21 protein-coding genes and 1 pseudogene are annotated in these 22,425 nt (G+C 63.2%); 11 read left to right on the forward strand and 11 right to left on the reverse strand.

Features of this window, described 5'->3' with window-relative positions; genetic code table 11:
- The first annotated feature begins 49 nt into the window (after window positions 1-49).
- From FJW07_RS16655 to FJW07_RS32370, 3 genes and pseudogenes are all read left to right on the forward strand, one after another.
- A complete protein-coding gene (locus tag FJW07_RS16655) occupies window positions 50-1,210 on the forward strand; it encodes an acyl-CoA dehydrogenase family protein (RefSeq protein ID WP_140707839.1) in 1,161 nt (386 codons plus the stop codon).
- Window positions 1,211-1,439: 229 nt separating this feature from the next.
- Complete coding sequence (locus FJW07_RS16660; RefSeq protein WP_140784220.1) at window positions 1,440-2,819, forward strand: aminotransferase; 1,380 nt, start codon at window positions 1,440-1,442, stop codon at window positions 2,817-2,819.
- Window positions 2,820-2,951: 132 nt separating this feature from the next.
- Window positions 2,952-3,809 (forward strand): annotated as a pseudogene (locus FJW07_RS32370) (DMT family transporter); the annotation flags it as partial.
- Between the two features lie 27 nt (window positions 3,810-3,836).
- On the opposite strand, the gene FJW07_RS16670 reads toward FJW07_RS32370, so the two are convergent.
- The 4 genes from FJW07_RS16670 to FJW07_RS16685 all read right to left on the reverse strand — a co-directional run bounded on the left by FJW07_RS16670 (window position 3,837) and on the right by FJW07_RS16685 (window position 7,986).
- The gene (locus FJW07_RS16670) at window positions 3,837-5,105 is read right to left on the reverse strand and encodes a four-carbon acid sugar kinase family protein (RefSeq protein ID WP_140857627.1); all 1,269 of its coding nucleotides are present in this window, start codon (window positions 5,103-5,105) and stop codon (window positions 3,837-3,839) included.
- Window positions 5,106-5,339: 234 nt separating this feature from the next.
- Entirely contained in the window at window positions 5,340-6,311 is a 972-nt protein-coding gene (locus tag FJW07_RS16675; protein ID WP_140707847.1) for a PDR/VanB family oxidoreductase, read from the reverse strand.
- Window positions 6,311-6,901, reverse strand: coding sequence for a dimethylamine monooxygenase subunit DmmA family protein (locus FJW07_RS16680; RefSeq protein WP_140784223.1), 591 nt, complete (start codon window positions 6,899-6,901; stop codon window positions 6,311-6,313). Before FJW07_RS16680 ends, FJW07_RS16675 begins: the two co-directional genes overlap by 1 nt.
- Window positions 6,898-7,986 (reverse strand): DUF3445 domain-containing protein, encoded by a 1,089-nt coding sequence (locus FJW07_RS16685; protein WP_226892189.1) that lies wholly within the window; start codon window positions 7,984-7,986, stop codon window positions 6,898-6,900. The genes FJW07_RS16680 and FJW07_RS16685 overlap by 4 nt, the downstream gene beginning before the upstream one ends.
- A gap of 234 nt (window positions 7,987-8,220) precedes the next feature.
- Between FJW07_RS16685 and FJW07_RS16690 the strand changes: the two genes are divergently transcribed.
- The 3 genes from FJW07_RS16690 (at window position 8,221) to FJW07_RS16700 (ending at window position 11,252) form a co-directional block, all read left to right on the forward strand.
- Window positions 8,221-8,931, forward strand: a complete 711-nt coding sequence (locus FJW07_RS16690) for a LuxR C-terminal-related transcriptional regulator (RefSeq protein WP_181182658.1) — start codon at window positions 8,221-8,223, stop codon at window positions 8,929-8,931.
- Window positions 8,932-9,095: 164 nt separating this feature from the next.
- Window positions 9,096-10,400, forward strand: coding sequence for an amino acid deaminase (locus FJW07_RS16695; RefSeq protein WP_140857629.1), 1,305 nt, complete (start codon window positions 9,096-9,098; stop codon window positions 10,398-10,400).
- Window positions 10,401-10,430: 30 nt separating this feature from the next.
- A complete protein-coding gene (locus tag FJW07_RS16700; RefSeq protein WP_140857631.1) occupies window positions 10,431-11,252 on the forward strand; it encodes an SDR family oxidoreductase in 822 nt (273 codons plus the stop codon).
- Window positions 11,253-11,270: 18 nt separating this feature from the next.
- On the opposite strand, the gene FJW07_RS16705 is transcribed toward FJW07_RS16700, so the two are convergent.
- A complete protein-coding gene (locus FJW07_RS16705; RefSeq protein WP_140707857.1) occupies window positions 11,271-12,053 on the reverse strand; it encodes a GntR family transcriptional regulator in 783 nt (260 codons plus the stop codon).
- Between the two features lie 138 nt (window positions 12,054-12,191).
- Between FJW07_RS16705 and FJW07_RS16710 the strand changes: the two genes are divergently transcribed.
- Complete coding sequence (locus FJW07_RS16710) at window positions 12,192-13,067, forward strand: SMP-30/gluconolactonase/LRE family protein (protein ID WP_140857633.1); 876 nt, start codon at window positions 12,192-12,194, stop codon at window positions 13,065-13,067.
- Window positions 13,068-13,091: 24 nt separating this feature from the next.
- Here the strand turns inward: FJW07_RS16710 and FJW07_RS16715 are convergent, their stop codons facing one another.
- From FJW07_RS16715 to FJW07_RS16740, 6 genes are all read right to left on the reverse strand, one after another.
- Window positions 13,092-13,820 carry an ABC transporter ATP-binding protein gene (locus FJW07_RS16715; RefSeq protein ID WP_140857635.1) on the reverse strand — a complete coding sequence of 243 codons (729 nt, stop codon included), beginning with the start codon at window positions 13,818-13,820 and terminating at the stop codon, window positions 13,092-13,094.
- Window positions 13,820-14,584 carry an ABC transporter ATP-binding protein gene (locus tag FJW07_RS16720; RefSeq protein WP_140857637.1) on the reverse strand — a complete coding sequence of 255 codons (765 nt, stop codon included), beginning with the start codon at window positions 14,582-14,584 and terminating at the stop codon, window positions 13,820-13,822. The genes FJW07_RS16715 and FJW07_RS16720 overlap by 1 nt, the downstream gene beginning before the upstream one ends.
- A gap of 2 nt (window positions 14,585-14,586) precedes the next feature.
- Complete coding sequence (locus FJW07_RS16725; RefSeq protein ID WP_246680778.1) at window positions 14,587-15,525, reverse strand: branched-chain amino acid ABC transporter permease; 939 nt, start codon at window positions 15,523-15,525, stop codon at window positions 14,587-14,589.
- Between the two features lie 20 nt (window positions 15,526-15,545).
- The gene (locus tag FJW07_RS16730) at window positions 15,546-16,457 is read right to left on the reverse strand and encodes a branched-chain amino acid ABC transporter permease (RefSeq protein ID WP_140707867.1); all 912 of its coding nucleotides are present in this window, start codon (window positions 16,455-16,457) and stop codon (window positions 15,546-15,548) included.
- Window positions 16,458-16,588: 131 nt separating this feature from the next.
- Complete coding sequence (locus FJW07_RS16735) at window positions 16,589-17,698, reverse strand: branched-chain amino acid ABC transporter substrate-binding protein (protein ID WP_246680779.1); 1,110 nt, start codon at window positions 17,696-17,698, stop codon at window positions 16,589-16,591.
- Window positions 17,699-17,880: 182 nt separating this feature from the next.
- On the reverse strand, window positions 17,881-18,516 hold the full coding sequence (locus FJW07_RS16740) for an RraA family protein (protein ID WP_140857641.1): 636 nt from the start codon (window positions 18,514-18,516) through the stop codon (window positions 17,881-17,883).
- 211 nt (window positions 18,517-18,727) lie between these two features.
- Here FJW07_RS16740 and FJW07_RS16745 point away from each other — a divergent pair, with 211 nt between their 5' ends.
- The 4 genes from FJW07_RS16745 (at window position 18,728) to FJW07_RS16760 (ending at window position 22,395) form a co-directional block, all read left to right on the forward strand.
- Window positions 18,728-19,504, forward strand: a complete 777-nt coding sequence (locus FJW07_RS16745; protein ID WP_181175498.1) for an SDR family oxidoreductase — start codon at window positions 18,728-18,730, stop codon at window positions 19,502-19,504.
- Between the two features lie 6 nt (window positions 19,505-19,510).
- On the forward strand, window positions 19,511-20,176 hold the full coding sequence (gene pxpB / locus FJW07_RS16750; RefSeq protein ID WP_140857643.1) for a 5-oxoprolinase subunit PxpB: 666 nt from the start codon (window positions 19,511-19,513) through the stop codon (window positions 20,174-20,176).
- Complete coding sequence (locus FJW07_RS16755; protein ID WP_140857645.1) at window positions 20,173-21,153, forward strand: biotin-dependent carboxyltransferase family protein; 981 nt, start codon at window positions 20,173-20,175, stop codon at window positions 21,151-21,153. The genes pxpB and FJW07_RS16755 overlap by 4 nt, the downstream gene beginning before the upstream one ends.
- 69 nt (window positions 21,154-21,222) lie before the next feature.
- Window positions 21,223-22,395 carry an epoxide hydrolase family protein gene (locus FJW07_RS16760; RefSeq protein WP_348640184.1) on the forward strand — a complete coding sequence of 391 codons (1,173 nt, stop codon included), beginning with the start codon at window positions 21,223-21,225 and terminating at the stop codon, window positions 22,393-22,395.
- Window positions 22,396-22,425 lie beyond the last annotated feature (30 nt).

Raw genomic sequence — 22,425 nt, forward strand, 5'->3', positions numbered from 1 at the left:
GACATGGCGCGCGCCGAGCGATGCTGAAACGACAATTGTGAGACGACCGATGGCCCTTGAAGCAGACCTCTTCGAACAGCTGCGCGACACGGTGCGGCGCTTCGTGAGGGAACGCCTGGTCCCGCGCGAAGCCGAAATTGCCCGCACGGACAGGATGCCAACCGAGATCAAGCAGGAGATGCGCGAGCTCGGGCTGTTCGGTCTATCGATACCGCAAGAGTATGGCGGCCTCGGTCTCGACATGGAGGAAGAGGTCCGCATCACCTTCGAGCTTGGACATACGTCTCCGGCATTCAGGTCGGTGTTCGGCACCAACAACGGCATCGGCTCCCAGGGCCTTGTGATGGACGGCACGGACGCCCAGAAGTCGTCCTACCTGCCGAGACTGGCGACGGGAGAGTTGATCAGCTCCTTCGCGCTCACCGAACCGGAAGCCGGATCCGACGCTGGTTCGCTGCGCACGACCGCCCGCCGCGACGGCGACGAGTACGTGCTCGACGGCACCAAGCGCTTCATCACCAACGCGCCCTATGCGGATCTCTTCACGGTCTTTGCCCGGGCCGAGGCCGGTCAAAAACCCGGCGGCGCGGTTACGGCATTCCTCGTCGAACGGGGCGCGCCGGGCCTGTCATTCGGCAAGATCGACAAGAAGATGGGACAGGCCGGCTCGCACACCTGCGACGTGATTTTCGAGGATTGCCGCGTGCCGGCCACAGCCGTCCTGGGCGGCAAGGAAGGCCAAGGCTTCCGGACCGCGATGAAAGTTCTGGACAGGGGGCGGCTGCATATTTCGGCCTTCTGCGTCGGCATGGCCGAACGGCTCATCCACGACAGCCTGACCTATGCCATGCAGCGCAAGCAGTTCGGGCAGCCGATCGCCGAGTTCCAGCTGATACAGGCGATGCTGGCGGACAGCCGGGCCGAAGCCTATGCCGCCCGCTGCATGGTGCTCGAAACGGCGCGGTCGAAGGATCGCGGCGAAAATGTCTCCACCGAGGCCGCCTGCTGCAAGATGTTTGCCAGCGAAATGGTCGGCCGCGTCGCGGACCGGGCGGTGCAGATCCATGGCGGCGCCGGATACATGGAAGAGTACGGCATCGAACGGGCCTACCGCGATGTCCGCCTGTTCCGCATCTACGAGGGGACGACCCAGATCCAGCAGATCCTGATCGCGAGGAACATGATGAAGGAAGCTGCCGCCGCGGCTTAGAGCATGATCCCGAAAAGTGGGAACCGGTTTTTGGAAAAGATCATGCTCCAAAAAGGAGTTAGATCAGGGTGACGATTCAACGAAACGTCACCTGATCTAGCCGGCGCGGACAAAGCCGCTGTGCTGGCTTCTACGAATGACGCCCTGTGCACCTAACCTGATCGTTGATAATCGAATTTTTTTCATTATCATCGGTTCCTAATTTCCACAATCAACCGACGAGCCCGCCGTGAACGCGCATTCCGAAATCAACGCGACCGACCTCGCCTACCATCTGCATTCCCAGACCAATCCGCAGGCCCTGTCGCGCGAGGGCGCTTACATCGTCGTCAAGGGCGACGGCGCGCATGTCATCGACGAAAACGGCAAACGCTACATCGACGCCATGGCGGGACTCTGGTGCGCGTCGCTGGGTTTCAACAACGAGCGCTTGGGGCGTGCGGCCGCCAAACAATACGAAGAGCTCGGCTACTACCATAGCTTCTACGGACGCACGAACCCGAAGGCGGCGACGCTGAGCAAGAAGCTGGTCGACCTGACCGGCATGCCGGGCGGCAAGGCCTTCTTCGTGACCTCGGGTTCCGAAGCCAACGAAACCATGGTGAAGCTGGCCTGGCTCTACCATGCCTCGCGCGGCAAGCCGACCAAGCGCAAGGTCATCGCGCGTGACCGCGCCTTCCACGGATCGACCATCGTGGCGGGATCCATGTGCGGGCTGGAGATGATGCACAGGGAGTTCGGACTTCCGCTCCCGGGCTTCATCCATACGCTTTGCCCCAACACCTATCGGGTCAAGCTGCCGGGCGAAAGCCAGGCGGACTTCGTCGCCCGCCTGGCAGGCGAGCTCGAGCGCATGATCCTGCGGGAAGGCCCGGATACGATCGCCGCCTTCATAGCCGAGCCGGTCATTGCCGGCGGCGGCATCATCCCGCCGCCCGAGGGCTATTTCGAGGCCGTCCAGAAGATCCTGGCGAAATACGATATCCTGTGCCTCGACGACGAGGTCGTCTGCGGGTTCGGCCGCACCGGCAACTGGTTCGGGCGCGAGACGGTCGGCATGGCGCCAGACATGATGTCGCTCGCCAAGGGCATCACCTCTTCCTATTTCCCGCTCGCGGCCGTGATCGTGTCGCCGAAGATCCTCGAAGCGGTCGAGCGCTACAATGAAGGCGGCACTTCGTTCGGCCACGGCTTCACCAACGCGGCTCACCCCGTCGGCGCGGCCGTCGCGGCGGAAACGATCGCGATCTACGAAGAGCTCGGTATCGTCGCCCATGTCCGCAAGATGGGCGCGCTTCTCCATCAGACGCTCGCCGAGATGACGAAGGACTCGCCCATCGTCGGGAACCTTCGCGGCGTCGGGCTCATGTATGGGGTCGAGCTCGTCGAAGACCCGGCAACCGGCTCGCCTTTCGCGCCGGCGCGCCAGGTTGGCGCCCGCCTTGCCGCCAGCGCCTATGAGCACGGCCTTGTGGTTCGCGCGATGCGCGACACCGTCGGCTTCTGCCCGCCTTTGATCATTGACGAGCGTGACGTGGAGGAGATCGGCTCCAAGATGGAGAAGGCTCTGAGGGAAACCGAGAAGGCCATCCAGGCAAAGTCGATCTGAGAAAACGGGAGCGAGGCGCGCCGACAGCTCCCGCACTCCGGCCGTCACAGCGACGGCCGGCAAACAACGAAAAACGCAGGCGCAGCCGATGCCAGCCGGCAATCTCCCTTCACCAACGTCTATGTCTGCGCCTTCGCGGCCTATGCGTGCTTCTCGACTTCCGACGCTTTCACCAAAGCCCTGCACGGGCCTTTGAGCGTTTTCGAGATCGGGTTCTTCGAGAACGCCTTCGCTTCGATAGTCCTCCTGGCCACGCGCCACGAGAACGAGCGTTGGGTCGAGTTCTGGAAAATGAGCCGGCCATGGCCCATTCATTTGCGCGCCATATGCGGCGTGCTGTCCAGCCTTTGCGCGATCTATGCCTTCACGACAATCCCGCTTGTTGACGCCTACTCGCTTATCTTCCTTGCCCCATTCTTCGTGACCGTCATGTCCGTCCTGATCCTGAAGGAACACGTCGGGCAATGGCGATGGTTCGCCGTGCTGCTCGGATTTGTGGGCGTCCTGCTGGCGGTCAAGCCTGGCTTCCAGGCGTTTCAGCTCGGACATTTCGGCGCGATGGTGGCAGGGCTTTCGACCGGCACGTCGATCATAATCATGCGAGGCCTCGGCTCCGCCGCCAAGAAGACGAGCATCCTGGGGATGCTGTTCCTCTACCTCGTCTCGGTCAATGGCATCGGCATGGTGCTTCACGGCTTCACAGCGCCTGCCCTGCAGGATCTGGTGCTGATGGCGCTGTCGGGCCTGTGCGTGGGGCTCGGCCAGTGGGCGTTCGTGAGCGCGGCGCGCTACGGGAACGCGACCCAGATTGCGCCGGTCGCCTATTCGCAGCTTGGCTGGGCCATGCTCTTCGGCATCATCATCTTCCACGAATATCCCGATCTGTTGGCGGTGATCGGAGTGGGGATCATCGCCAGCGCAGGCCTGCTGACGGTCCTGCGCGAGCGCATACGCCGGATCAAACCCGCAAACCCGCCCGGCATACGCTGAGGAACGCTGGTCGATAGCGACCTTCGCTCACGCCCTCATCTTGTCCAGCGCCGCGGAAAACACGTCCTCGGTGCCGATCTTTCCTGGCTTAAGGAACAGCGAAATACGCCTGTCGTCATGCGAGACGCAGGAGCCGGCGCCGAGCTCGTCGAAGGGAAGCACCTGCATGCTCTGAATGCCCAGCGCCTGGACGATCGCGCCGGAGGATTCGCCTCCCGACACGACGAACTTGCGAACCCCCCTGTCCGCCAATCCCCTGGCGATGCCGGCCAGGATCGCTTCGGCCTTGCGCGCCGCCCCCATCACGCCGAACATCGACTGCGCCCGTGTGACGGCATCCGGATCGCCGGCGACCGAAAATCCGATCGCTCGTCCCGCATCGAGCGGCGTCTGCGCCCACTCCAGGGATCTCTCGGTCAGGATATCGCCCTCGGCCTCGCGGATGTCGATGTCGAGAACCGGGTTGGAAAGCGCGAAGTGATCGCGCTGCCGCAGCGTGACTTCGCTGCAGCTTCCCACCAGAACCGCCTCCCCGCCCTGCCCGCGGATCGGCCTCGGCCGGTCTTGCGGAGCGCGCCGGACGCCTTCTTTTTCCCACTGCGAGGCCAGTTCGATCGCCAAGGCATCGGCACCGCTGGTGATACGGTCGCGCCGGAAGATTGCCGCGCCAAGCGCCACGTCGTCATTGTCGACGCAGTCCATGAGGAAGTAGCGCACGCCCTTGTCCTGCTGGTCCCGCACATAGTCATGCGCGAAGGCCGAGCCGCGATGCAGGACACGATGCGGCAGCAGCCCGACCTTCTCGGCGGTCTGGCGCTGCAGCACCCTCGCCATGTCCGGGTCGTTCATCGGCGTGATCGGATCGAAGCGCTTGATCGATTCCGAGATCAGGCGATCCTTGTAGAACATGTAGCCTTCATGCACGTAGGTGCTAAGGTCGGGATAGCCAGGGCCGAAGATCAGGCGCGGCTGGTCGTACTTCTTGACCAGGAAGTCGGCGCAGGGACCGATATTGCCTTCGTCGGTGGAATCGAAGGTGGAGCAGTATTTGTAGAAAACATGCTCGGTGCCGATGGCGTCCAGAGCCGTCGTCAAGGAATCCAGCATGGCTACCGCCTCGGCTGGCGGCATGAAGCGCAGGCGCGTGGCGATCACCACGACATCCTGATCGCCGATCGACGGCAGGATATCCGGATCGCAGACATAAAGGGCGGGAATGCCGATCTTTTCGAGGTTGCTGGCAACGAACAGACCGCCGGTGAAATCGTCGGCAATGACGGCTAACCTGACACTCATGCGACCGCTAGCTCCTCCCGAGCGCCGTCATTGATTTCCTCCACCCGCGGCCGGATTGCGCCTTCTTGGGCCGTTATTCAATGCTAGCCTCTGATAGGATATATCGCCTTGGTTTGCTACGGTGCGGAGCGTTTTAGTCGATTTTTTTCGCACTTTTGAACGCCGCCGAGAAGCTGCGGATAGCCCCGAGAATGTTGCGATCCGTGACCTCACCCGGCATCGCCGGTGCATGGGTCATGCCTGGACCGTCACCTGGCCGCCCATCACCCTCGAGACGCAAGGCATCATGGCGGTTCCTTCGGCCCGCTCCGTTGCATCCAGAACGTGGTCGTTGTGGACGATCCTGCCGGTGCAGCCTTGCACCTTCAGCCGGCATTTGCCGCAAGCTCCGACGCGGCACATGGAATCGATTTCGACGCCTGCATCCTCCAGCGCTTCGAGCATCGACTGGTCGGAGGAAACCTCGATGACGCGCTCTTCCTTCTCGGGCAGCACCACCGAGAACGGTACGCCTCCCACCGCCGCCTTGAACCGTTCCGCGTGAAAACATGACGGGGGCCAGCCCACGGCGCCAGTTGCCTCGATCGCCGCGTCCATCATCCTCGGCGATCCGCAGACATAGGCATGGGTGCCTGCCTGCTGGCCAGCCAGCAGACCGGAAATATCGAGGCGCGTTCCCGCGGCGCTGTCGTGAACATGCACCTTCGGACCATAGCGGGCGCGAAGCGTCGCGACGAAGGGCGCGTCCTCGGCCGAGCGGACCGAATAATGCAGTTCGAAGTCCGCACGCACGCGATCGAGCTCGCGCGCCATGCTCAGAAACGGCGTGATCCCGATGCCGCTTGCAATCAGCAGATGGCGCCGTGCCAGCCGATCCACCGGGAAGAAGTTCAACGGCCGGCGAACGGTCAATTCGTCGCCGACGCGAAGGCCTTCATGGAGGAACCGCGAGCCGCCGCGCCCGTCGGGCTGCCGCAGCACCGAGATCGCGTAGCGGCCGCGATCATCGGGATCGCCGGTCAGCGAGTAAGCATTGCGGCGGATGCGCCCACCGGTGTCGAGCAGCAGCACAAGATGGGACCCGGGCGAAAAAGCCGGTAGATCGAGCCCCCGTGGATGCTCGAGGAAAAAGCTCTTCACACCCCCGGCGACGGTCTCGATACCGGCCAGCCTCAGCTTCAGGAATCCCTTGTCGGCGGGATCCATCACAGAGGCTCTCGCCGCAAGGCGGGCATGTTGGGATCCGAGGGATAGAGGACGACGGCCTGATAGGCGCCTATACGCCGCGAGTAGTGATCCCGCACGACCAATGTCACCTTGCAGCAAGCGCAGTCGAAGGCCCGGTGGGCAATGCCGTCATACACCGTCTTGCAATGTGCGCATTGAGCCCGCCGCGCGCCAGCGCCAACCAGTTCCGCAAGCAGAATGTCGGCGGCAAGGCCCCGGTCCCGCGCCAGCCGGCGCACGAGGGAGAGGAAGGGTTCACAACCCGCGACATAGAGCCTGCCCGCCGCCGGCATGGCATCCATTCGAGCCGAGAGCGCATCGGAAAAATCCGGTTCAGCGGCGTGCAGTTCAATGCCGGCTGTTGATGCCTTCAACGAGGGCGCGATCCGGTCCTCACGCCCCAGCATGTGAATGCGTATGGACCCGGCGCCGCCAGGACATGGCGTCGCGAGGAGACGCTCGACAGCGATTAGGCCCGCCTCGTCCGAAACCATGACGTGCTGCTGCGCGGCTCCCCAGGTCAGCGTGCCGTAGGCAGGCTTCGACGAACTGTCGGTACCGATGGTCAAGGGCGTGGCTCCAGCCGGTCGGTGTCGGGGCCGGCGCCTGGCGAAAGCGGTCGCCCGTCGTCGAACCGCGCAAGCCAGTCGACGCATTCGTGCCGGAAGTGGATGTTGGAAAACCGCGCAAGCCCGGGATCGAGGTCGCGCAGCACGCGGTGCAGACGCGCTGCCCATTTCGGCACCCGCGCCACGTCGCGCAACGACAGCAGATAGTTGCGCAGGACAAAGATGATCGCATTGCTGCGCGGCAGGCGATAGAGCTGCTGGAATTCGCTGCGCACGAAGATGTCGTCGGGCACCGTCTCTGCCGTGACGCCATCGATGTCGTGCTGCCAGACGATCTTGTTCTCCAGCGACTTGTCGAGACGCGGCCGCACGGCGTGCACCCAGGTAACCCGCCTTTGCGGCGCCTCGGCAGACAGCATCATCGTCATCCGCAACGCCTGGTCGATGACTCGGCTCTCCGCCGCCGCTCCGACCAGCGTTCCATGCCAGTCATGCCAGTTCATTCCCAGGATGAAATCAAACGACCAGCCGTATGAGGCGGTCACCATGCCGCCGTCCAGCCACAGCGTGCCCTGCCGCTGATCCATGAGCACGAAATCGCCCTGGGCCTGGCGGGTGATGTATTCGAACGCCTCGCAGGGAAGCGTTTCGGCGCGGCCAAAGACGAAATCCCGCCGCTCTCCCAGCAGGCGGTTCTCCCACCGGCAGTTCCTGTCCTCCCGCCGATAGGAGAAATACGCCGGAAAATCCCGCGCCAAAGCGCGCATGATGTAGTCCGTCGCTTCCCACTGCGCCTCTTCCATGTGGGGCATGATGTGATAGCGCGAGCGGTCGCGATCGAGCACGAATGCCCGTTCGGCAACCTCGTCCAGGTAGTGCTCATCGACATCGAAGAGCGACCTGTAGGCCGCGGTCGGCCCGTTTCGATCCTGCGGCTCGATACCCACCCCCTTCATCTCGAAACGGTCGGTGTCCAGGGGAAAGGGAAAGCGCAGAATGCCGGCGTCCGAGTTGCGGAACGTCATGTCGCCGCGAAAGACGTGGGGCGCAAGGTCGCCACTTGGCGGCGCGATGGACAAATTCATCTCTCCCCGCATGGCCTCGATCGGCGCAGGTCGTTTTCCGGCGGAAGGGTTGAGTCCCGGGCACGGCATACCGCCGCTCGGGAATGCCCCATCTTGGCATTGAGGAGGTTCACCAGGTCCATCGTCCGAAAGGATGATTTTCCTCAAGCACGCGATCGCGACGGAAGATGTTGATTTGACCTTCGATCGAACGCAATCTTGCGGCTTGGAAACCGGATGCAGTCGAGGCGCAGAATGAGCGCGACCCAATTTGTCTTGGACGGCGAGGAGACCAGGCCGATCGTCGAACTGCTTCAGTTCGCCATGGACGCGACGCACATACCTTCTTCGATCTTCTACTGGATCGACGAGAGGATGCGCATGCAGATAGCGGCCTGCAGGGCTGTCGATCTCGATCGGCTCAACATCTACCAATCCAGCTTCTATGCACATGACCCGTGCAGTCCTGTGCGGATGATCAGCCGGCAGGCGCGCACCCAGACCTTGCAGCGCGCATGCTGCGAAAGCGAGGCCCTCGATTTGTACCGGCCGTATATGGCGCTCAGCGGGATCAAGGACGCATTGGAGATGGTTTTCTGGCATGAAGGCCGCGCGGTTGCCGGGCTAGGACTTGTGGCCAGGGATGACCAGGATTGCGTCTCGGCGGAAACCTGGAAGCTGGCCCAGAGCATGCAGCGCTATGTCGAGGCCAGCCTTGCGCTGCATCCAAGGGTGATGCGCGATCGGGCCAGAAGAAGGCTCGCAAGGGAATTCCTGTTGTCGAAGCGGGAACTCGAGATCGCCGACCTGGTCGGCAAGGGCCTGACCAACCAGGAGATCGGCGAAGAACTGGCGATTTCCCTGCCCACGGTGAAGACCCATCTGCGGAGCCTGTTCGCAAAGCTCGATGTCGGGAACCGCACTTCGCTCGTCGCCGAAATGCGCAAAGCCGAAATAACTGGATAATCGCTGCGATCAGCGGGCGTCGGCCGCCGCCAAGATTGTCTCCACCCTGACCGAAGCGTCGACCTGTTGCCTATGGCTAAGGCTGTAGAGGCCCTTCAACGCCACTTGCAACGCTTGGCAATTTTGCAATACGATATATCAAAATCAACTTCCGGATCGACGACATGACAGTTTCGGCAACGGCGAAGGCCGCCCATCCGTCTCTCAGCCCGCTCGACAAAGGCGTGCCGGGAACGATCTCGGAGGTTACGATTGAAGCCGTCGCGGACCAGCGATGGAGCCTGCTGCGGGAAGACATTCCGCTCCCGGCGGCCGTCATCAAACAGGATGCGCTCCGCCATAACCGCGAATGGATGAAATCCTTTCTCGAAGACAGCGGCATGGCTCTTGCCCCTCACGGCAAGACGACGATGTGCCCGGCACTTTTCGACATGCAGCTCGATGACGGCGCCTGGGCCATCACCGTCGCGACGGCGCATCAGCTCCAGGTCGCGCGCGCCTTCGGATATTCGCGGATCTTCTTCGCCAATCAGCTGATCGGCAAAAGCGCGATCGACTATGTCATGCGCGAACTGGCGAATGATCCGGCGTTCGAGTTCTTCTGCCTGGTGGACGACCTGTCGAATGTCGAAGCCCTGGCTTCTGCCGCCAGGGCAGCGACCCTTGGCCGTCCCATGAAAGTCCTGGTCGAGCTCGGCTATGTCGGCGGACGGACCGGATGCCGCACGGTCGAGCAGGCCATGACATTGGCGCGGGCGGTGCATGCGTCAGGCACCCTGGCGCTCGCCGGCATCGAAGGCTTCGAGGGGCTCATTCGAGGCTCGTCGAACACTGAAACCCTGGCGCAGGTGGAAAGCCTGCTCGGCACGATGGTCGAGCTTGCCGAAAGATGCGCTTCGCAGCAGTTGTTCGCCGAAGGCACGGTGCTGCTTTCGGCGGGAGGATCGTCCTTCTTCGACGTTGTCGCCACGCGGCTGTCTGCGGCCAGGCTCGACCGAAAGACGCGGATCCTGCTGCGCTCGGGCTGCTACATCACGCACGATTCGGTGCTCTACGTTCGCGCCATGGACGCGATGCGGGAGCGCAACAGCACGCTCGCCGACTCGCATGGCGGTCTGGAACCCGCGCTCGAGGTGTGGGCCTACGTGCAGTCGCGGCCTGAAGCCGAAAAGGCAATCGTCGGCTTCGGCAAGCGGGATATCTCCTATGACGACCTGCCGGTGGCGCTGAGCTGGTACCGGCCGGATGGCGGCATGACGGCGCCTCAGCCGGTGCCGGCGGGGTATGTGGTGACCAGGCTGAACGACCAGCACTGCCACCTTTCGCTGCCGGCCAGTTCGCCGCTGCGGGTCGGCGACCTGATCGGCTTCGGCATCTCGCACCCATGCCTGACTTTCGACAAATGGCGGGTCATCCACCTTGTCGATCCGTCCTACCGGGTCACCGGATCGATCCGGACCTATTTCTGAAAACGCCGGCACTGGAACAAAGGCATCGCGATGAGCAGGAAAGAAAGCTCCAGGATCATACTGGTTACCGGCGCCGCGAGCGGCATCGGAGCGGCAACGGCAAAGCTTGCCGCCAGCGCCGGCCACAAGGTGATCCTGGCCGACATCAACGAAGCTGGAGCCCGCGCCGCGGCCGACGAGGTCGGCGCAAATGCATCCGCGAGCCGCCTCGATATCCGTTCGGAGGAAAATTGGAACGCGGTGCTCGATCGGGTCTGGGCGGAACACGGTCGGCTGGACGTCCTGATCAACAATGCGGCCATCGTCCATACCGGCTTTGCGGCCGATGTGCCGATCGAGAAGCACAGGCACACGCTCGACACCAATTTCATGGGCGCGGCCATCGGCATGCTGGCCGCGTTGCCGCGCTTCAAGGCGCAGGGTTCCGGCCATCTGATGACGGTCGCCAGCATGGTCGCCTTCCTGCCCTTCCCCGGCATAGCGAGCTACGCCGCGGCAAAGCACGCGCTGCGGGCCTTCCACCATGCCCTGGCTATCGAGGAACGTCACAGTCCCGTCCGCTTCACGATCGTCTATCCGACGGCGACCGAAACACCCATGCTGGAGCAGGAAGCTGAGGACGACGCCATGGCGCTTGCCTTCGCCGGCAATCCGGTCGCCGCCGAGCATGTCGCGCGGACCATTCTCGACGCCGTCGCGAAGAAGCCGGCCGAGGTTTACATTCCGCCTGAGCGCGGCGCCTTCGTGCGCCAGATCGGCGTAAAACCGCGCGCGCTGGCGAAGATGTACGAGCACAACGCGGCCATCGGCGCGGAAAAGCTCAAGGCCCGCCGCGCCGGAACATCCGCCTGAAAGCCTCGGCGGACCGGCTCAGCCCTTCGACCGAAGGCGCGACGTCAGTCTTTTCCTGGAGTTCGCCTCGGTCAGCTTGAGCTGCTCGAGAATGCGGTAGGAGCCCTCCCGCAGGTCTCTCACCACCAGTTCGCCCGCTTCCGACGGAGATCGGCGGGAAAGGGCATCGATGATCAGCAGATGCGGGTGCACGTCCGACCAAGCCTGACGGATGCTGGGATATTGGTGGGTCACGAAGGGGCCGGCGAGCAGCCAGAGATTCTCGATGACCCGAACCAGGACGTCGTTGTTCGAAGCCCGGTAGATCGTGAAATGGAATTCCTGGTTCGCCGAAAGAGCGGCTTTCCACTGTTCGGCGGCCTCCGCCTCGACGAAAGCCCGGTGCAGATCCTCCAGCCTGCGAATGTCATCCGCGGTGATGTTGACGGCGCTCAATTCCGCCGCGAGCCGTTCGAGCGGGGCGCGGGTCTCGCGAATGTTGATGTATCTGGGAATGGAGATGACCGGCACCCGGGCCTGGTAGCCCAGCTTCAGCTCGAGCGCGCCTTCGCGAACGAGCTGGCCGATAGCCTCCCGCACAGGCGTCGGCGACGTCTGATACATCAACGCCAGTTTTCGAATGTTCAACCTGGAGCCTGGTTCGTACTGCCCCGTCATCAAGGCCAGGCGCAGCCGGCCATAGATCCTTTCCGAGAGACTGTCCCGATTGAGCGCGAGGCCGTCGTCGGCTTCCTGTTCGTCCGGTTGGGTGGTCATGGTGCCTTGCTGGTTGTTCGCGACGGTGATCGTCCGGGCGCTCATTCGCGTGCTATTCTGGCATATACTATTTCAAAATCCACACAGCGACAAAACAACCTCGACCCGATTGCCTGTTTTGCTATATCAAAATCATGGAATCGTAAGAGCTGAAGAGCACTCGGGCGGGAGAATATCGACGAGATGCGACCGATCGACTTCGAAGAACCCATCGAGCGACGCATCGATCTCGACCTGGCCATTGGCGAGAGCCCGGTCTGGGATGCCGGTCGCCGCCTGCTCTGGTTCGTCGATATCCTGGCGCCCTGCATCTACGCGCTCGATCCCCAGACGAACCATCTGACAACCTACCCGATGCCCTGCGCCGTCGGCAGCATCGGACTGGCCGCCGGCGGCCGGCTGGTGGTTGCGCTTCGCACCGGCGTCCATCTTTTCGATCCTGGGTCGCGGACGCTGGAGTTCCTGGTCCACCCGGAGCCCGATATGGAGATGAACCGGCTGAACGACGGGAAGGTCGGCCCGGACGGATGTTTCTGGGTCGGCTCGATGCATGACAGCCAGCCCCGCGCGCCGACCGCCGCGCTCTACCGAGTGACGCCGACCGGGGAATGCACGCGGATATCGAGCGGGCTGGAGGTGTCGAACGGGCTGGCCTGGAGCCCCGACGGCAGGACCATGTATCACGCGGATTCGCGCGGAGCCTATGTGCAGGCCTACGACTTCGACCCGGATAGCGGGAGCCTCTCCGGAGGACGACGGTTCGCGACATTCACGGAAAGCGACGGCTTGCCGGACGGTGCGGCGATCGATGCGGAAGGGCACTACTGGGTTGCGGGCGTGACGGCCGGCCGGATCACCAAATTCGCCCCGGACGGCCGGATCGCCGGCATATTCTCGCTGCCGACGCCGGCGCCGACCATGCCCTGTTTCGGCGGCAGCGACCTTAAGACACTCTTCATCACATCACTCCGCACGGACCGCCCGGGCAGACATCAGATGGGAACGCTGCTCTCCGTGAAGACGGACGTCGCCGGAATTCCGACGGGCGTTTTCGGCTGAGAGGATGCGCAGAGCGGTCAGCTTTCAGGCCGCGACACCGCCCAGGTAGGCGCTGACGACGGCGTCATTGTCCGCAAGATCGCTTCCCCGCCCTTCAAGCACTATACGTCCGCCCTTTAGAACGTAGCCGTAGTCCGCGAACTTCAATGCGACTTTGCTGTTCTGCTCCACCAGAAGGATCGTCACGCCCTCACGATTGAGGCGCTGCACGATGTTCATGACTTCCTTGATCAGCTGTGGCGCCAGCCCCATTGAAGGCTCGTCGAGCAGCAGCATCTGTGGGGCCGCCATGAGAGCTCTTCCGATCGCCAGCATCTGCTGCTCGCCGCCGGACAGGTTCCTTGCGTCGCCATTGTGCCTACGCGCCAGGATCGGGAAGAGTTCGAACACATGGTCCAGCCGCCGTCGCCGCTCTGCGTCGTCGCTCAGCGTGAACGAACCCAGGTCGAGATTCTCCCGGATCGTCATGTCGCCGAAAATGCGCCGTCCCTCGGGAACGTGAACAAGACCTCGGTGGGGCAACCGGTGGGCCGGGACCCTGGTTATGTCCTCACCCAGGAATCGGACGCTTCCCGAGGACGCAGCAATGAGACCGGATAGCGTTCGCAATGTCGTGCTTTTGCCGGCGCCGTTCGCGCCGAGCAGTGCCACGATCTGGCCGCGCCTTATCGAGAGGCTGACGCCATGAAGCGCCTCGATGCTGCCGTAGCGCGTGACGATCCGGTCGGCCGCAAGGACAATATCCGTGTCCATCAATCCTCCGTGCCGAGATAGGCTTCGATGACTTTCGGATCGGCGCGCACGGCCTCCGGCGCGCCATCGGCGATCTTCTGGCCATAGTCGAAGACTACAATCTTTTCCGACACCTGCATGACAAGGCCCATATCGTGCTCGATCAAAAGCACGGTGACGCCGGTCTCGTCGCGAATGCGGCGGATCAAATGCACGAGATCGAGCTTCTCGCGCTCGTTCAGCCCGGCAGCGGGCTCATCGAGCAGGATGATCTCGGGCGCCGAGGCCAAGGCTCTTGCAAGTTCAAGCCGTCGCTGGTCGCCGTAGGAGAGCCCGCCGGCCAGACGATGCGCATGTTCAGCGATGCCGACGAAGTCGAGCCAGCGCATTCCCGCCGCGCGTATCATATTCTCTTCCCGCCGTTGCGACGGCAGGTGAAGGATTGCCGAGACGATGCCGTGGCGGCTGCGGCAATGCTGGCCGGACATGGCATTTTCCAGAACCGACATCTCCTTGAACAAGCGGATATTCTGGAAAGTGCGGGCAAGGCCGAGCGCTGTGATGCGGTGCGGCGGCAAGCCCGTGATCGGCCGGCCGGCCAGTCGGATCGACCCACCCTTTGGTTTGTAGAAGCCGGTCAGGCAATTGAAGAGGGACGTCTTGCCCGCGCCATTCGGCCCGATGAGGCTGTTGATGGCGCCCTTCTCCACCGAGAACGAAATATCCTGCAGGACCTTCAGCCCTCCGAAGCTGAGGCGCAGATCGCGGACTTCCAGCAAGGCCATGGTCAACCCCGCTTGTCCGGCCACAGGCCGTTCGGCCTGAAGAGCATGATTGCCAGCAGCGCCTCAGCCGTGACCAGCGGACGATAGGTGCCCGCTCCGCGCAGCACCTCCGGCAGCAGGGCCACGAGAATCGCACCCAGGACGACACCGGGGATGCGGCCCATGCCGCCCAGGACGACGCCTAAAAGGATCAGAAGCGACTGGTTGAAGGTAAAGCTTTCCGGCGAAATCGCGGTCATCTTCGCGGCGTAGAGACACCCGGCCACCGACGCGATCACGGCCCCCATCATATAGGCTTGCAACTTGGCCGACACGCGATTGATGCCGATACCTGCGGCGGCGTCCTCGTCATAACGGACATAGAACCAGGCACGCCCCATGCGCGACCGCTCGACGCTCAGGCAGACGAAAACGGCAAGCAGCGCGAGCGTCAGGAACGCATAGTAGAAGTGCTGCACCTGCATCAGCTTGAAGCCCAGTATCTCCGGCCGCTCGATACCGACGAGGCCGCTGGCGCCGCCGGTGATATCGAGGTTGCGGGCAATGATGCGCACGATTTCGCCGAAGCCCAGGGTCACGATCGCCAGATAGTCGCTGCGCAGCCTCAAGGTCGGCGCGCCGATGATGACACCGGCCAGACAGGCAGCCGCCATGGCGACGGGAATCGTGAGCCAGAAGTTGAAGCCGAATTCCGAGGTCAGGATGCCGGTCGTATAGGCGCCGACAGCAAAGAAGGCCGCGTAGCCGAGGTCAAGCAGGCCCGCATAGCCGACGACGATGTTGAGACCGAGGCACAACACGACATAGAGCAACGCTGTGGTTGCCACCTCAGTCACATAGGCATTGGCGAAGTGCGGCAGCACCAGCGCGCAGCCAAGCGCGGCGAGAGCCGGCAGCAAATGCGAGCGCCGCACCAATGGCGGCTGCGCGGCGGCGGGCAAGGTCCTGGCTCCGTCGCTCATCACACCCGCTCCACAACCGAGCGTCCGAGCAGGCCCGTCGGCTTGAAGACCAGGAACAGGATCAGCGCGCCGAACACGAAGACGTCGCGCCATTCCGATCCGACGAAGGGCAAGGATGACCCGTAGGCCTCGAGAAGGCCGAGCAGCAAGCCGCCAAGCATGGCGCCCGGCACACTGCCGATGCCGCCGATGACGGCCGCGGTGAACGCTTTGAGCCCCATGATGAAGCCCATGAAGAAATGGACGCTGCCATAGTAGGCGCCCGCCATGACGCCGCCGCCAGCCGCGAGTGCCGATCCCATGAAGAAGGTCAGCGCGATCACCCGATCGACATCGATGCCCATCAGGCGGCTGGCCCCCATGTCGATCGACACGGCGCGCATCGCCTTGCCGTACATGGTGCGCGAGACAAAGGCCTGCATGCCAGCCATCAGCAGGATCGAGGCGGCGACAAGCACGATCTGTGTGTAGGTGATGTGCACAGCCGAAACGTCCAGGCCCGCAAAACCGAGGTCGGTGCTGAATGCGAAATGCCGCCCGCCGGTCAGCGCAAGCGCGGTGCCATTCAGCACCATCGAGGCGCCGAGCGCGGTGATCAGGATCGACAGGCGCGGCGCGTTGCGCATCGGCCGGTAGGCGAAGCGCTCGATGACGACGCCGAGCAACCCTACGGCCAGCATCGAAACCAGCAAGGCGCAGACGACGCCCGCCCAGCCATTGCCGACCCACACGCCGACGAAGGAAAACACGATGAGGCCGACGAAGGCGCCGCTCATATAGATATCGCCATGGGCGAAATTCAGGAGCTTGATGACGCCGAAGACCATGCTGTAGCCGAGCGCGATCAGGGCGTAGAACGAGCCGACAATCAGGCCGTTCACCAGTTGCTGAATGACTAGGTCGAGCGTCATTGATGCTCCGGTGCTGGGATTGAAAAGGTCGAGCCTTGGCGAAGCATCGATCGCCCGCCACACAGCCGCAAAAACAGGAATGATGCCGAGGCCGGCAAAAAGGCCGCCCCGGCATCAGCATGTTTCGTCGGTTACTCGGCGGCGATCCACTTGCCGCCCTTGGCGACGACCGGGCGGAAATTCGACGTCTGCAGGGTGTTCTTGTCGGTGAACTTGATTTCGCCGGCCAGACCCTTGAAGTCGCTTGCTTTCAGCGCCTCGATGATTGCCTTCTGGTCGGCAGATTTTGCCCGTGCGATGGCGTCTACGATCAGGTCGCCGACGTCATGGGAAAGGGCCGCGTAGGCGCCGGCGTCGCGGCCATAGGTCTCCTTGTACTTGGCCTTGAAATCGGCAGCGCCGGAGAGGAGATCGACGGTTGGCGGGGACAGCAGAAACACGCCCTCGCCGGCCGAGCCGGCGATCTCCAGATATTCCGGCGAATTGTTGCCGTCGCCGAGAACGATGCCGCCCTGGAAGCCTGCCTGCCGAAGCTGCTTGGTGAGAAGCGCGCCGCCGGCATGATAGGCGGTCCAGAAGACGGCATCCGCGCCGCTTGATTTGACCTTGGTGACGACCGCCGAATAGTCCTGCTCGCCGGCGGTGGTGGTTTCCTTGGCGGCGATCTCGCCACCCGCGTTCTTGAAGGCTTCGGCGGTGAGCTTTGCCAGGTCGGAGGAATAGGCGTCGCCTTCGTCGATGACGGCGATCTTCTTGTAGCCGTTCTTCTTGAAGAGTTCGACGGCGGTGGTCGCCTGCATGTCGCCGGTCGAGTTGGCGAGGAAGGCGTTGCCCTGATTGGCGGCGACCAGCTTGGTCGAATTCGCGCCGATGATGACGAACGGAACGCCGGCATCGCCGTAGATCTTCAACGTCGGCAACACGGCGCCCGAGCAGTAGCCGCCGACGATTGCCGTCACGCCTTCCGATATCAGCTTGCTGCCGGCGGTGACCGCCTGCTGCGGATCGCAGGCGTCGTCGGCAGTGGTTGTGGTGATCTTGTCGCCGTTGATGCCGCCCTTGGCATTGGCGGCATCGATCGCCATCTTCACCGCGTTTTCCATGTCCTGCCCTTCGCTGGCCAACTGGCCTGTCATCGGCGCGACGATGCCGATCTTGATGTCGGCAGCGGCAGCGGCTGCGGTCATGGCCAGCCCGGCAAGGGCGGTGGCGCAGGCAAGCCTCTTGAAGGAAACAACCATCATTCTCTCCATTTTCCCCTGTTGGCGCATCCGGGTCGTGGCCCGGAATGCTTTCTGCTTGATTGTCGCCGAGCCGCTCTGGGCGGATCGGCCAGGTTGCGCTCCTCCTTCAGAGGCGGAGCTGCAATGTTTGCAATCGCCAGCCGGCCTGCGATCGAGCCCCTGGCGTCAAGCTCTGCAACTCAATGGCTGCTGGCCGAAGCCTGGGCATAGGCACCCTGGTAGCGGTTCTCCTTGATGCTCTGCATGATGTCGGCTTCGCGCGCTTCCTGCGCCTTGACGGCTGCCAGCAAGGCCGTGGCGCCCTCGAGCGGAAACGCCACGACGCCGTCCTCGTCGCCCACGACGATGTCGCCAGGACCGACGACCATTCCGCCCACCGAAACCGGAACATTGATCGCCCCGGGACCGTCCTTGTAGGGGCCGAGGTGGATGGCCGATCGCGCGAAGCAGGGAAATGAATTGCGGCCGATGGCGCCGGCATCGCGGATGGCTCCGTCGATGACGACGCCGGCGGCGCCGCGTGAGGCAGCGAGGCTTGTCATGATCTCGCCGACGAGTGCCCGTCCTTCGTAGCCGCCGCCATCGACGACAATGACAGCGCCCGGCTGTACCAGGTCGAGCGCGCGGTGGATGAACTGGTTATCGCCGGGGCGCGTCCTCACTGTCAGCGCCCGCCCCACCATGATGCCGCTGATCTTGTGGAATGGTCGCAACCCGACGGCGCCGGGCACCCGGGCAAGATTGTCGCTGATCAACGGCGTGGCAAAGACGCGGAACGCATCGATCAGTTCACCTTCCCGCTGCCGGCCTGCCATTTTTGTCCTCCAATTGTGAATATATTATCCAATCATCCTTTGAAGAGCAAAGTCAACCGGCTACTTGGGCTTGTCCGAAAAAGCCGATCCCCCCCGCAATTCCGCGCCTGGAGCCGCGTTCGACCAGCCACGCCGGGCTTGCCATTGGCTCGCGCTTGACGAATAGATTGGATAACATATCCTCATTGGCATCAAAAAAAGGGAATCGGCTGTGAAGCATGCAGGCAAAGTCGTGATCATCACCGGGGCGGCGCAAGGCCTGGGCCTCGCCTGCGCAGAGCGCTTTCATGCCGACGGCGCCAATGTCGTGCTAGTGGATGTGAAGGCCGACCGCGGCCGCGAGCATGCGCAACGTCTCGGCGAGCGCGCCGTCTGGCTCGAAGCGGATCTTTCCGCGTGCACGGCGGACATGGCGGCCGGCGTCATCGCCGAGGCTACCGACGCCTTTGGCGGAGTCGACGTCTTGATCAACAATGCCGGTGTGATCCACCTCGATGATTTCGTCGACTTCCCCGAGGAAGCCTTCGATTGGGTTCAGCGCGTCAATCTCAAGGCGCCGTTCCTTCTCGGTCAGGCGGCGGCACGAGCCATGATCGCTCAAAGGCGCGGCGGCTCGATCATCAACATGTCGTCGATCAATGCCATCCTGGCCATTCCCAATTCCGTCGCCTACGCGGTGTCAAAGGGCGGCATCAAGCAGCTGACGGCGGTGATGGCGGTCGGGCTCATCCCGCACAACATCCGCGTCAACGCCATCGGACCGGGAACGATCATGACCGACATGGTCAGGAGCTCGGTCATGGCCAGCGAGGCGCAGCGGCAGACCATCCTGTCGCGAACGCCGAGCGGGCGCTGCGGCGAGCCGTCGGAGATCGCCAGCGTTGCTTCGTTCCTGGCCAGCGACGATGCCTCCTACATCGTGGGCCAGACTATTTATCCAGATGGCGGCCGCCTGATCCTGAACTACACCGTGCCGGTGAAGGACTGACCGTTCATGACCATTGGGCCAGCGCCGCGCATCAGCCTTGCGGGATCAGGCGCGCTGCTCCTCGATGGCGCGCAGGCAAGGTTCGACGACGCCACTCAAGAGTTGGTTTGGGCCGTGGCGGAAGCTGCACGAGGCCTCGACGGCGTGCGCGAGACGGTCCCCGGCATGAACAACCTGCTGGTGCTGTTCGACCCGCTCGTCACGGATGCATCGCGTGTCGGCGAACAACTGCAATCACTTTGGGCCGGCACCGATCCACAAGCGGCCGCCGGCAGCTTGCACAGGATTCCCGTGCATTACGGCGGCTCGCGCGGCGAAGACCTCGCTGGCTGGGCCGCGCATTGCGCATTGTCGCTGGAAGAGACAGTCGATCGTCACGCGGCCGCGACCTATTCCGTAGCCGCTATCGGGGCCATGCCGGGCTTTCCTTATTTGTCCGGTCTCGACCCGCGGCTCAGCTGGCCACGGCGCAAGAACCCCCGCCTGAAAGTGGCCGAAGGCGCCGTCATCATCGGCGGCGCGCAGGCAGGCATCATGCCGATGACCGCGCCGTCGGGGTGGCACATTATCGGCCACACCGACGTCAGGCTCTTCGATATTCAGGCGCAATCGCCGGTGCTGCTGAGGCCTGGAGACAAGGTCCAATTCGAGATTGCGGGCATAGAGCAATGATCGAAATCCTGTCCACCGGTCTTCCGAACACTGTCCAAGACCTCGGCCGCCCAGGCTATCTAGCGCTCGGGATCAGCCATGGCGGCGCCATGGACAGCCAGGCGCTGGCGATCGCCAATTTCATGCTGGGCAATGACCGATCGGCCGCGGGGCTGGAGATCGCGCTCTATCCGTTCCGGCTCAAGGCACATGTCGACACCGCGTTGGCCATCACCGGAGCCGACTGCCCGATCCATATCGATGATCGGCGGTATCCGCCCTGGTGGGCAACCACTATCCGCGCGGGCGAGACGCTTCTGGTGGAAGCGCCTCGCGCAGGCGCGCGTTCTTATATCGCCTTCGCCGGCGGGCTCGACCTGCCATCCGTCATGGGCTCGCGCGCGACGGATGTGAAAGGTGGTTTCGGCGGGCTTGCCGGGCGCGGCCTTGCGCGCGGCGACCGGCTCCAGTTCAACAGCGCGGTGTGCCCGCTTCCCTCAGCAGGCCTTGGCGTGGCACTGGAAGAACGGCAAATCACCGGCAACGCTACCGACTCTGCGATCGAACTGAGGGTGCTTCCCGCCGCCGAGTTCGACGCTTTCACGGCGCAGGCGCAGGCGGCCTTCACCAGCAGCGAATGGAAGATCACCAGCGAAGCCAACCGCATGGGCTATCGCTTGTCCGGAGAAACGCTCTCGCTAACCTCACCCCTGGAATTGCTTTCGCATGGCATCGTGCCGGGTACCGTTCAAGTGCCGCCATCCGGCCAGCCGATCGTCCAGCTGGCCGATGCCAACACATGCGGCGGCTACCCGAAGATCGCAACCGTGATCGAAGCTGATCTGTGGCGGCTCGCGCAAGCGCCGGTCGGCGCGCGCTTGCGTTTTGTGCCAGTCTCGATCGAAGCGGCGACCCAAGCACTGCGTATTGCCAGGCAGCAGCTTGACGCGGTTGCGGGCGCGCGAAACATCAGGCCGGGCTGCCCTCGACCGGCGTGACGGCCGGTTGCGACCAAAAAAGCCGCAACGACAGCGATTTTCGTTTCAAACCCATAGCGCCGAGCGAACATGTCCATGGATATCCGCCCCCTCACGATCCGGATTGCCCAGGCCGAAATCGACGACCTGATGCGACGCATCGCAAGCTGGCGCGAGCCGGACCAACTGGAGGGTATCGGCTGGGCCCAGGGAACCGAGCGTGAGGAGTTGCGGCGACTTCTCGAGCACTGGCGCTCGGGCTTCGACTGGCGCAGGCAGGAAGACGCCTGGAACAAGCTTCCTCACTACCTGACGGAAATCGGCGGCCAGACCATTCATTTCATCCATGTCCGCGCCGCAGTTCCAACCGCCAGAGCGATCATTCTCACTCATGGCTGGCCGGGCAGTTTTTGCGAATTCATCAGGATTTTGCCGTTCCTATCCGATCCGCTTGCCAATGGCGGGAGAGAGCAGGACGCATTCAACGTCGTGATCCCTTCGATCCCCGGATACGGCTTTTCGAGCCGCCCGACCAAGGCCGGCCTCAACCTGTTTGCCGTCGCCGATCTTTGGGCGGAACTGATGAGCCGCCTGGGCTATGAGCGCTATCTGGCGCAGGGCGGTGATCTCGGCGCCAGCGTGTCGACGATCCTGGCGCACGCTCATCCCGGCAATCTCGCCGGCGTGCATCTGAATTTCATTCCCGGCTCGTATTCGCCCTCGCATGACCCTGGTTCCGGCGGCGACCTCACCGCGGAAGAGCGCATCTTCCTGGGTGAGAAAGCCCGGTGGGCGGATCTTCACGGCGCCTACAGCCACATTCAGGGAACCCGCCCCCAGACCCTTGCCTATGGGCTCACCGATTCGCCCGTGGGACTGGCGGCATGGATGATCGAAAAGTTCCGCGACTGGAGCGACTGCGACGGCAATCTGGACAACGCCGCATTTTCTCGCGACGAAGTCCTCGCCAATATCTCGCTCTACTGGTTCACGCGAACCGTTGCCTCCTCCATGCGTCTCTATTGGGAGACTCGCGCTTGGCCGTTGGCATTCCCGCATGGTACGGAGATCGAGGTCCCGCTCGCGGTAGCGCTGTTTCCGAAGGAATTGCCGATGCCGCCAAGAAGCTGGGTCGAACGGGTTTTTCGTAATGTGCGCCGGTGGACAACAATGCCGTGCGGCGGGCATTTTGCAGCCTTCGAGCAACCCGGCCTGCTCGCGCAGGATCTGAGAGCCTTCGCGAGCGAGCTGCAATTTTCCTGACCTGCGGGCGCATGCTCCGCAGGCAAATCC

The organism is Mesorhizobium sp. B3-1-9 (assembly GCF_006439595.1).
Lineage (GTDB): Bacteria > Pseudomonadota > Alphaproteobacteria > Rhizobiales > Rhizobiaceae > Mesorhizobium.

What these genes read in the sequence shown, in the direction of transcription:
- FJW07_RS16755 (WP_140857645.1), top strand. Translation starts at nt 20,173, where the DNA reads ATGATCGAAATCCTGTCCACCGGTCTTCCGAACACTGTCCAAGACCTC.
- FJW07_RS16690 (WP_181182658.1), top strand. Translation starts at nt 8,221, where the DNA reads ATGAGCGCGACCCAATTTGTCTTGGACGGCGAGGAGACCAGGCCGATC.
- FJW07_RS16670 (WP_140857627.1), bottom strand. Translation starts at nt 5,105, where the DNA reads ATGAGTGTCAGGTTAGCCGTCATTGCCGACGATTTCACCGGCGGTCTG.
- FJW07_RS16705 (WP_140707857.1), bottom strand. Translation starts at nt 12,053, where the DNA reads ATGAGCGCCCGGACGATCACCGTCGCGAACAACCAGCAAGGCACCATG.
- FJW07_RS16655 (WP_140707839.1), top strand. Translation starts at nt 50, where the DNA reads ATGGCCCTTGAAGCAGACCTCTTCGAACAGCTGCGCGACACGGTGCGG.
- FJW07_RS16685 (WP_226892189.1), bottom strand. Translation starts at nt 7,986, where the DNA reads ATGAATTTGTCCATCGCGCCGCCAAGTGGCGACCTTGCGCCCCACGTC.
- pxpB (WP_140857643.1), top strand. Translation starts at nt 19,511, where the DNA reads ATGACCATTGGGCCAGCGCCGCGCATCAGCCTTGCGGGATCAGGCGCG.
- FJW07_RS16740 (WP_140857641.1), bottom strand. Translation starts at nt 18,516, where the DNA reads ATGGCAGGCCGGCAGCGGGAAGGTGAACTGATCGATGCGTTCCGCGTC.
- FJW07_RS16710 (WP_140857633.1), top strand. Translation starts at nt 12,192, where the DNA reads ATGCGACCGATCGACTTCGAAGAACCCATCGAGCGACGCATCGATCTC.
- FJW07_RS16700 (WP_140857631.1), top strand. Translation starts at nt 10,431, where the DNA reads ATGAGCAGGAAAGAAAGCTCCAGGATCATACTGGTTACCGGCGCCGCG.
- FJW07_RS16695 (WP_140857629.1), top strand. Translation starts at nt 9,096, where the DNA reads ATGACAGTTTCGGCAACGGCGAAGGCCGCCCATCCGTCTCTCAGCCCG.
- FJW07_RS16720 (WP_140857637.1), bottom strand. Translation starts at nt 14,584, where the DNA reads ATGGCCTTGCTGGAAGTCCGCGATCTGCGCCTCAGCTTCGGAGGGCTG.
- FJW07_RS16760 (WP_348640184.1), top strand. Translation starts at nt 21,223, where the DNA reads ATGTCCATGGATATCCGCCCCCTCACGATCCGGATTGCCCAGGCCGAA.
- FJW07_RS16675 (WP_140707847.1), bottom strand. Translation starts at nt 6,311, where the DNA reads ATGGATCCCGCCGACAAGGGATTCCTGAAGCTGAGGCTGGCCGGTATC.
- FJW07_RS16735 (WP_246680779.1), bottom strand. Translation starts at nt 17,698, where the DNA reads ATGGTTGTTTCCTTCAAGAGGCTTGCCTGCGCCACCGCCCTTGCCGGG.
- FJW07_RS16715 (WP_140857635.1), bottom strand. Translation starts at nt 13,820, where the DNA reads ATGGACACGGATATTGTCCTTGCGGCCGACCGGATCGTCACGCGCTAC.
- FJW07_RS16730 (WP_140707867.1), bottom strand. Translation starts at nt 16,457, where the DNA reads ATGACGCTCGACCTAGTCATTCAGCAACTGGTGAACGGCCTGATTGTC.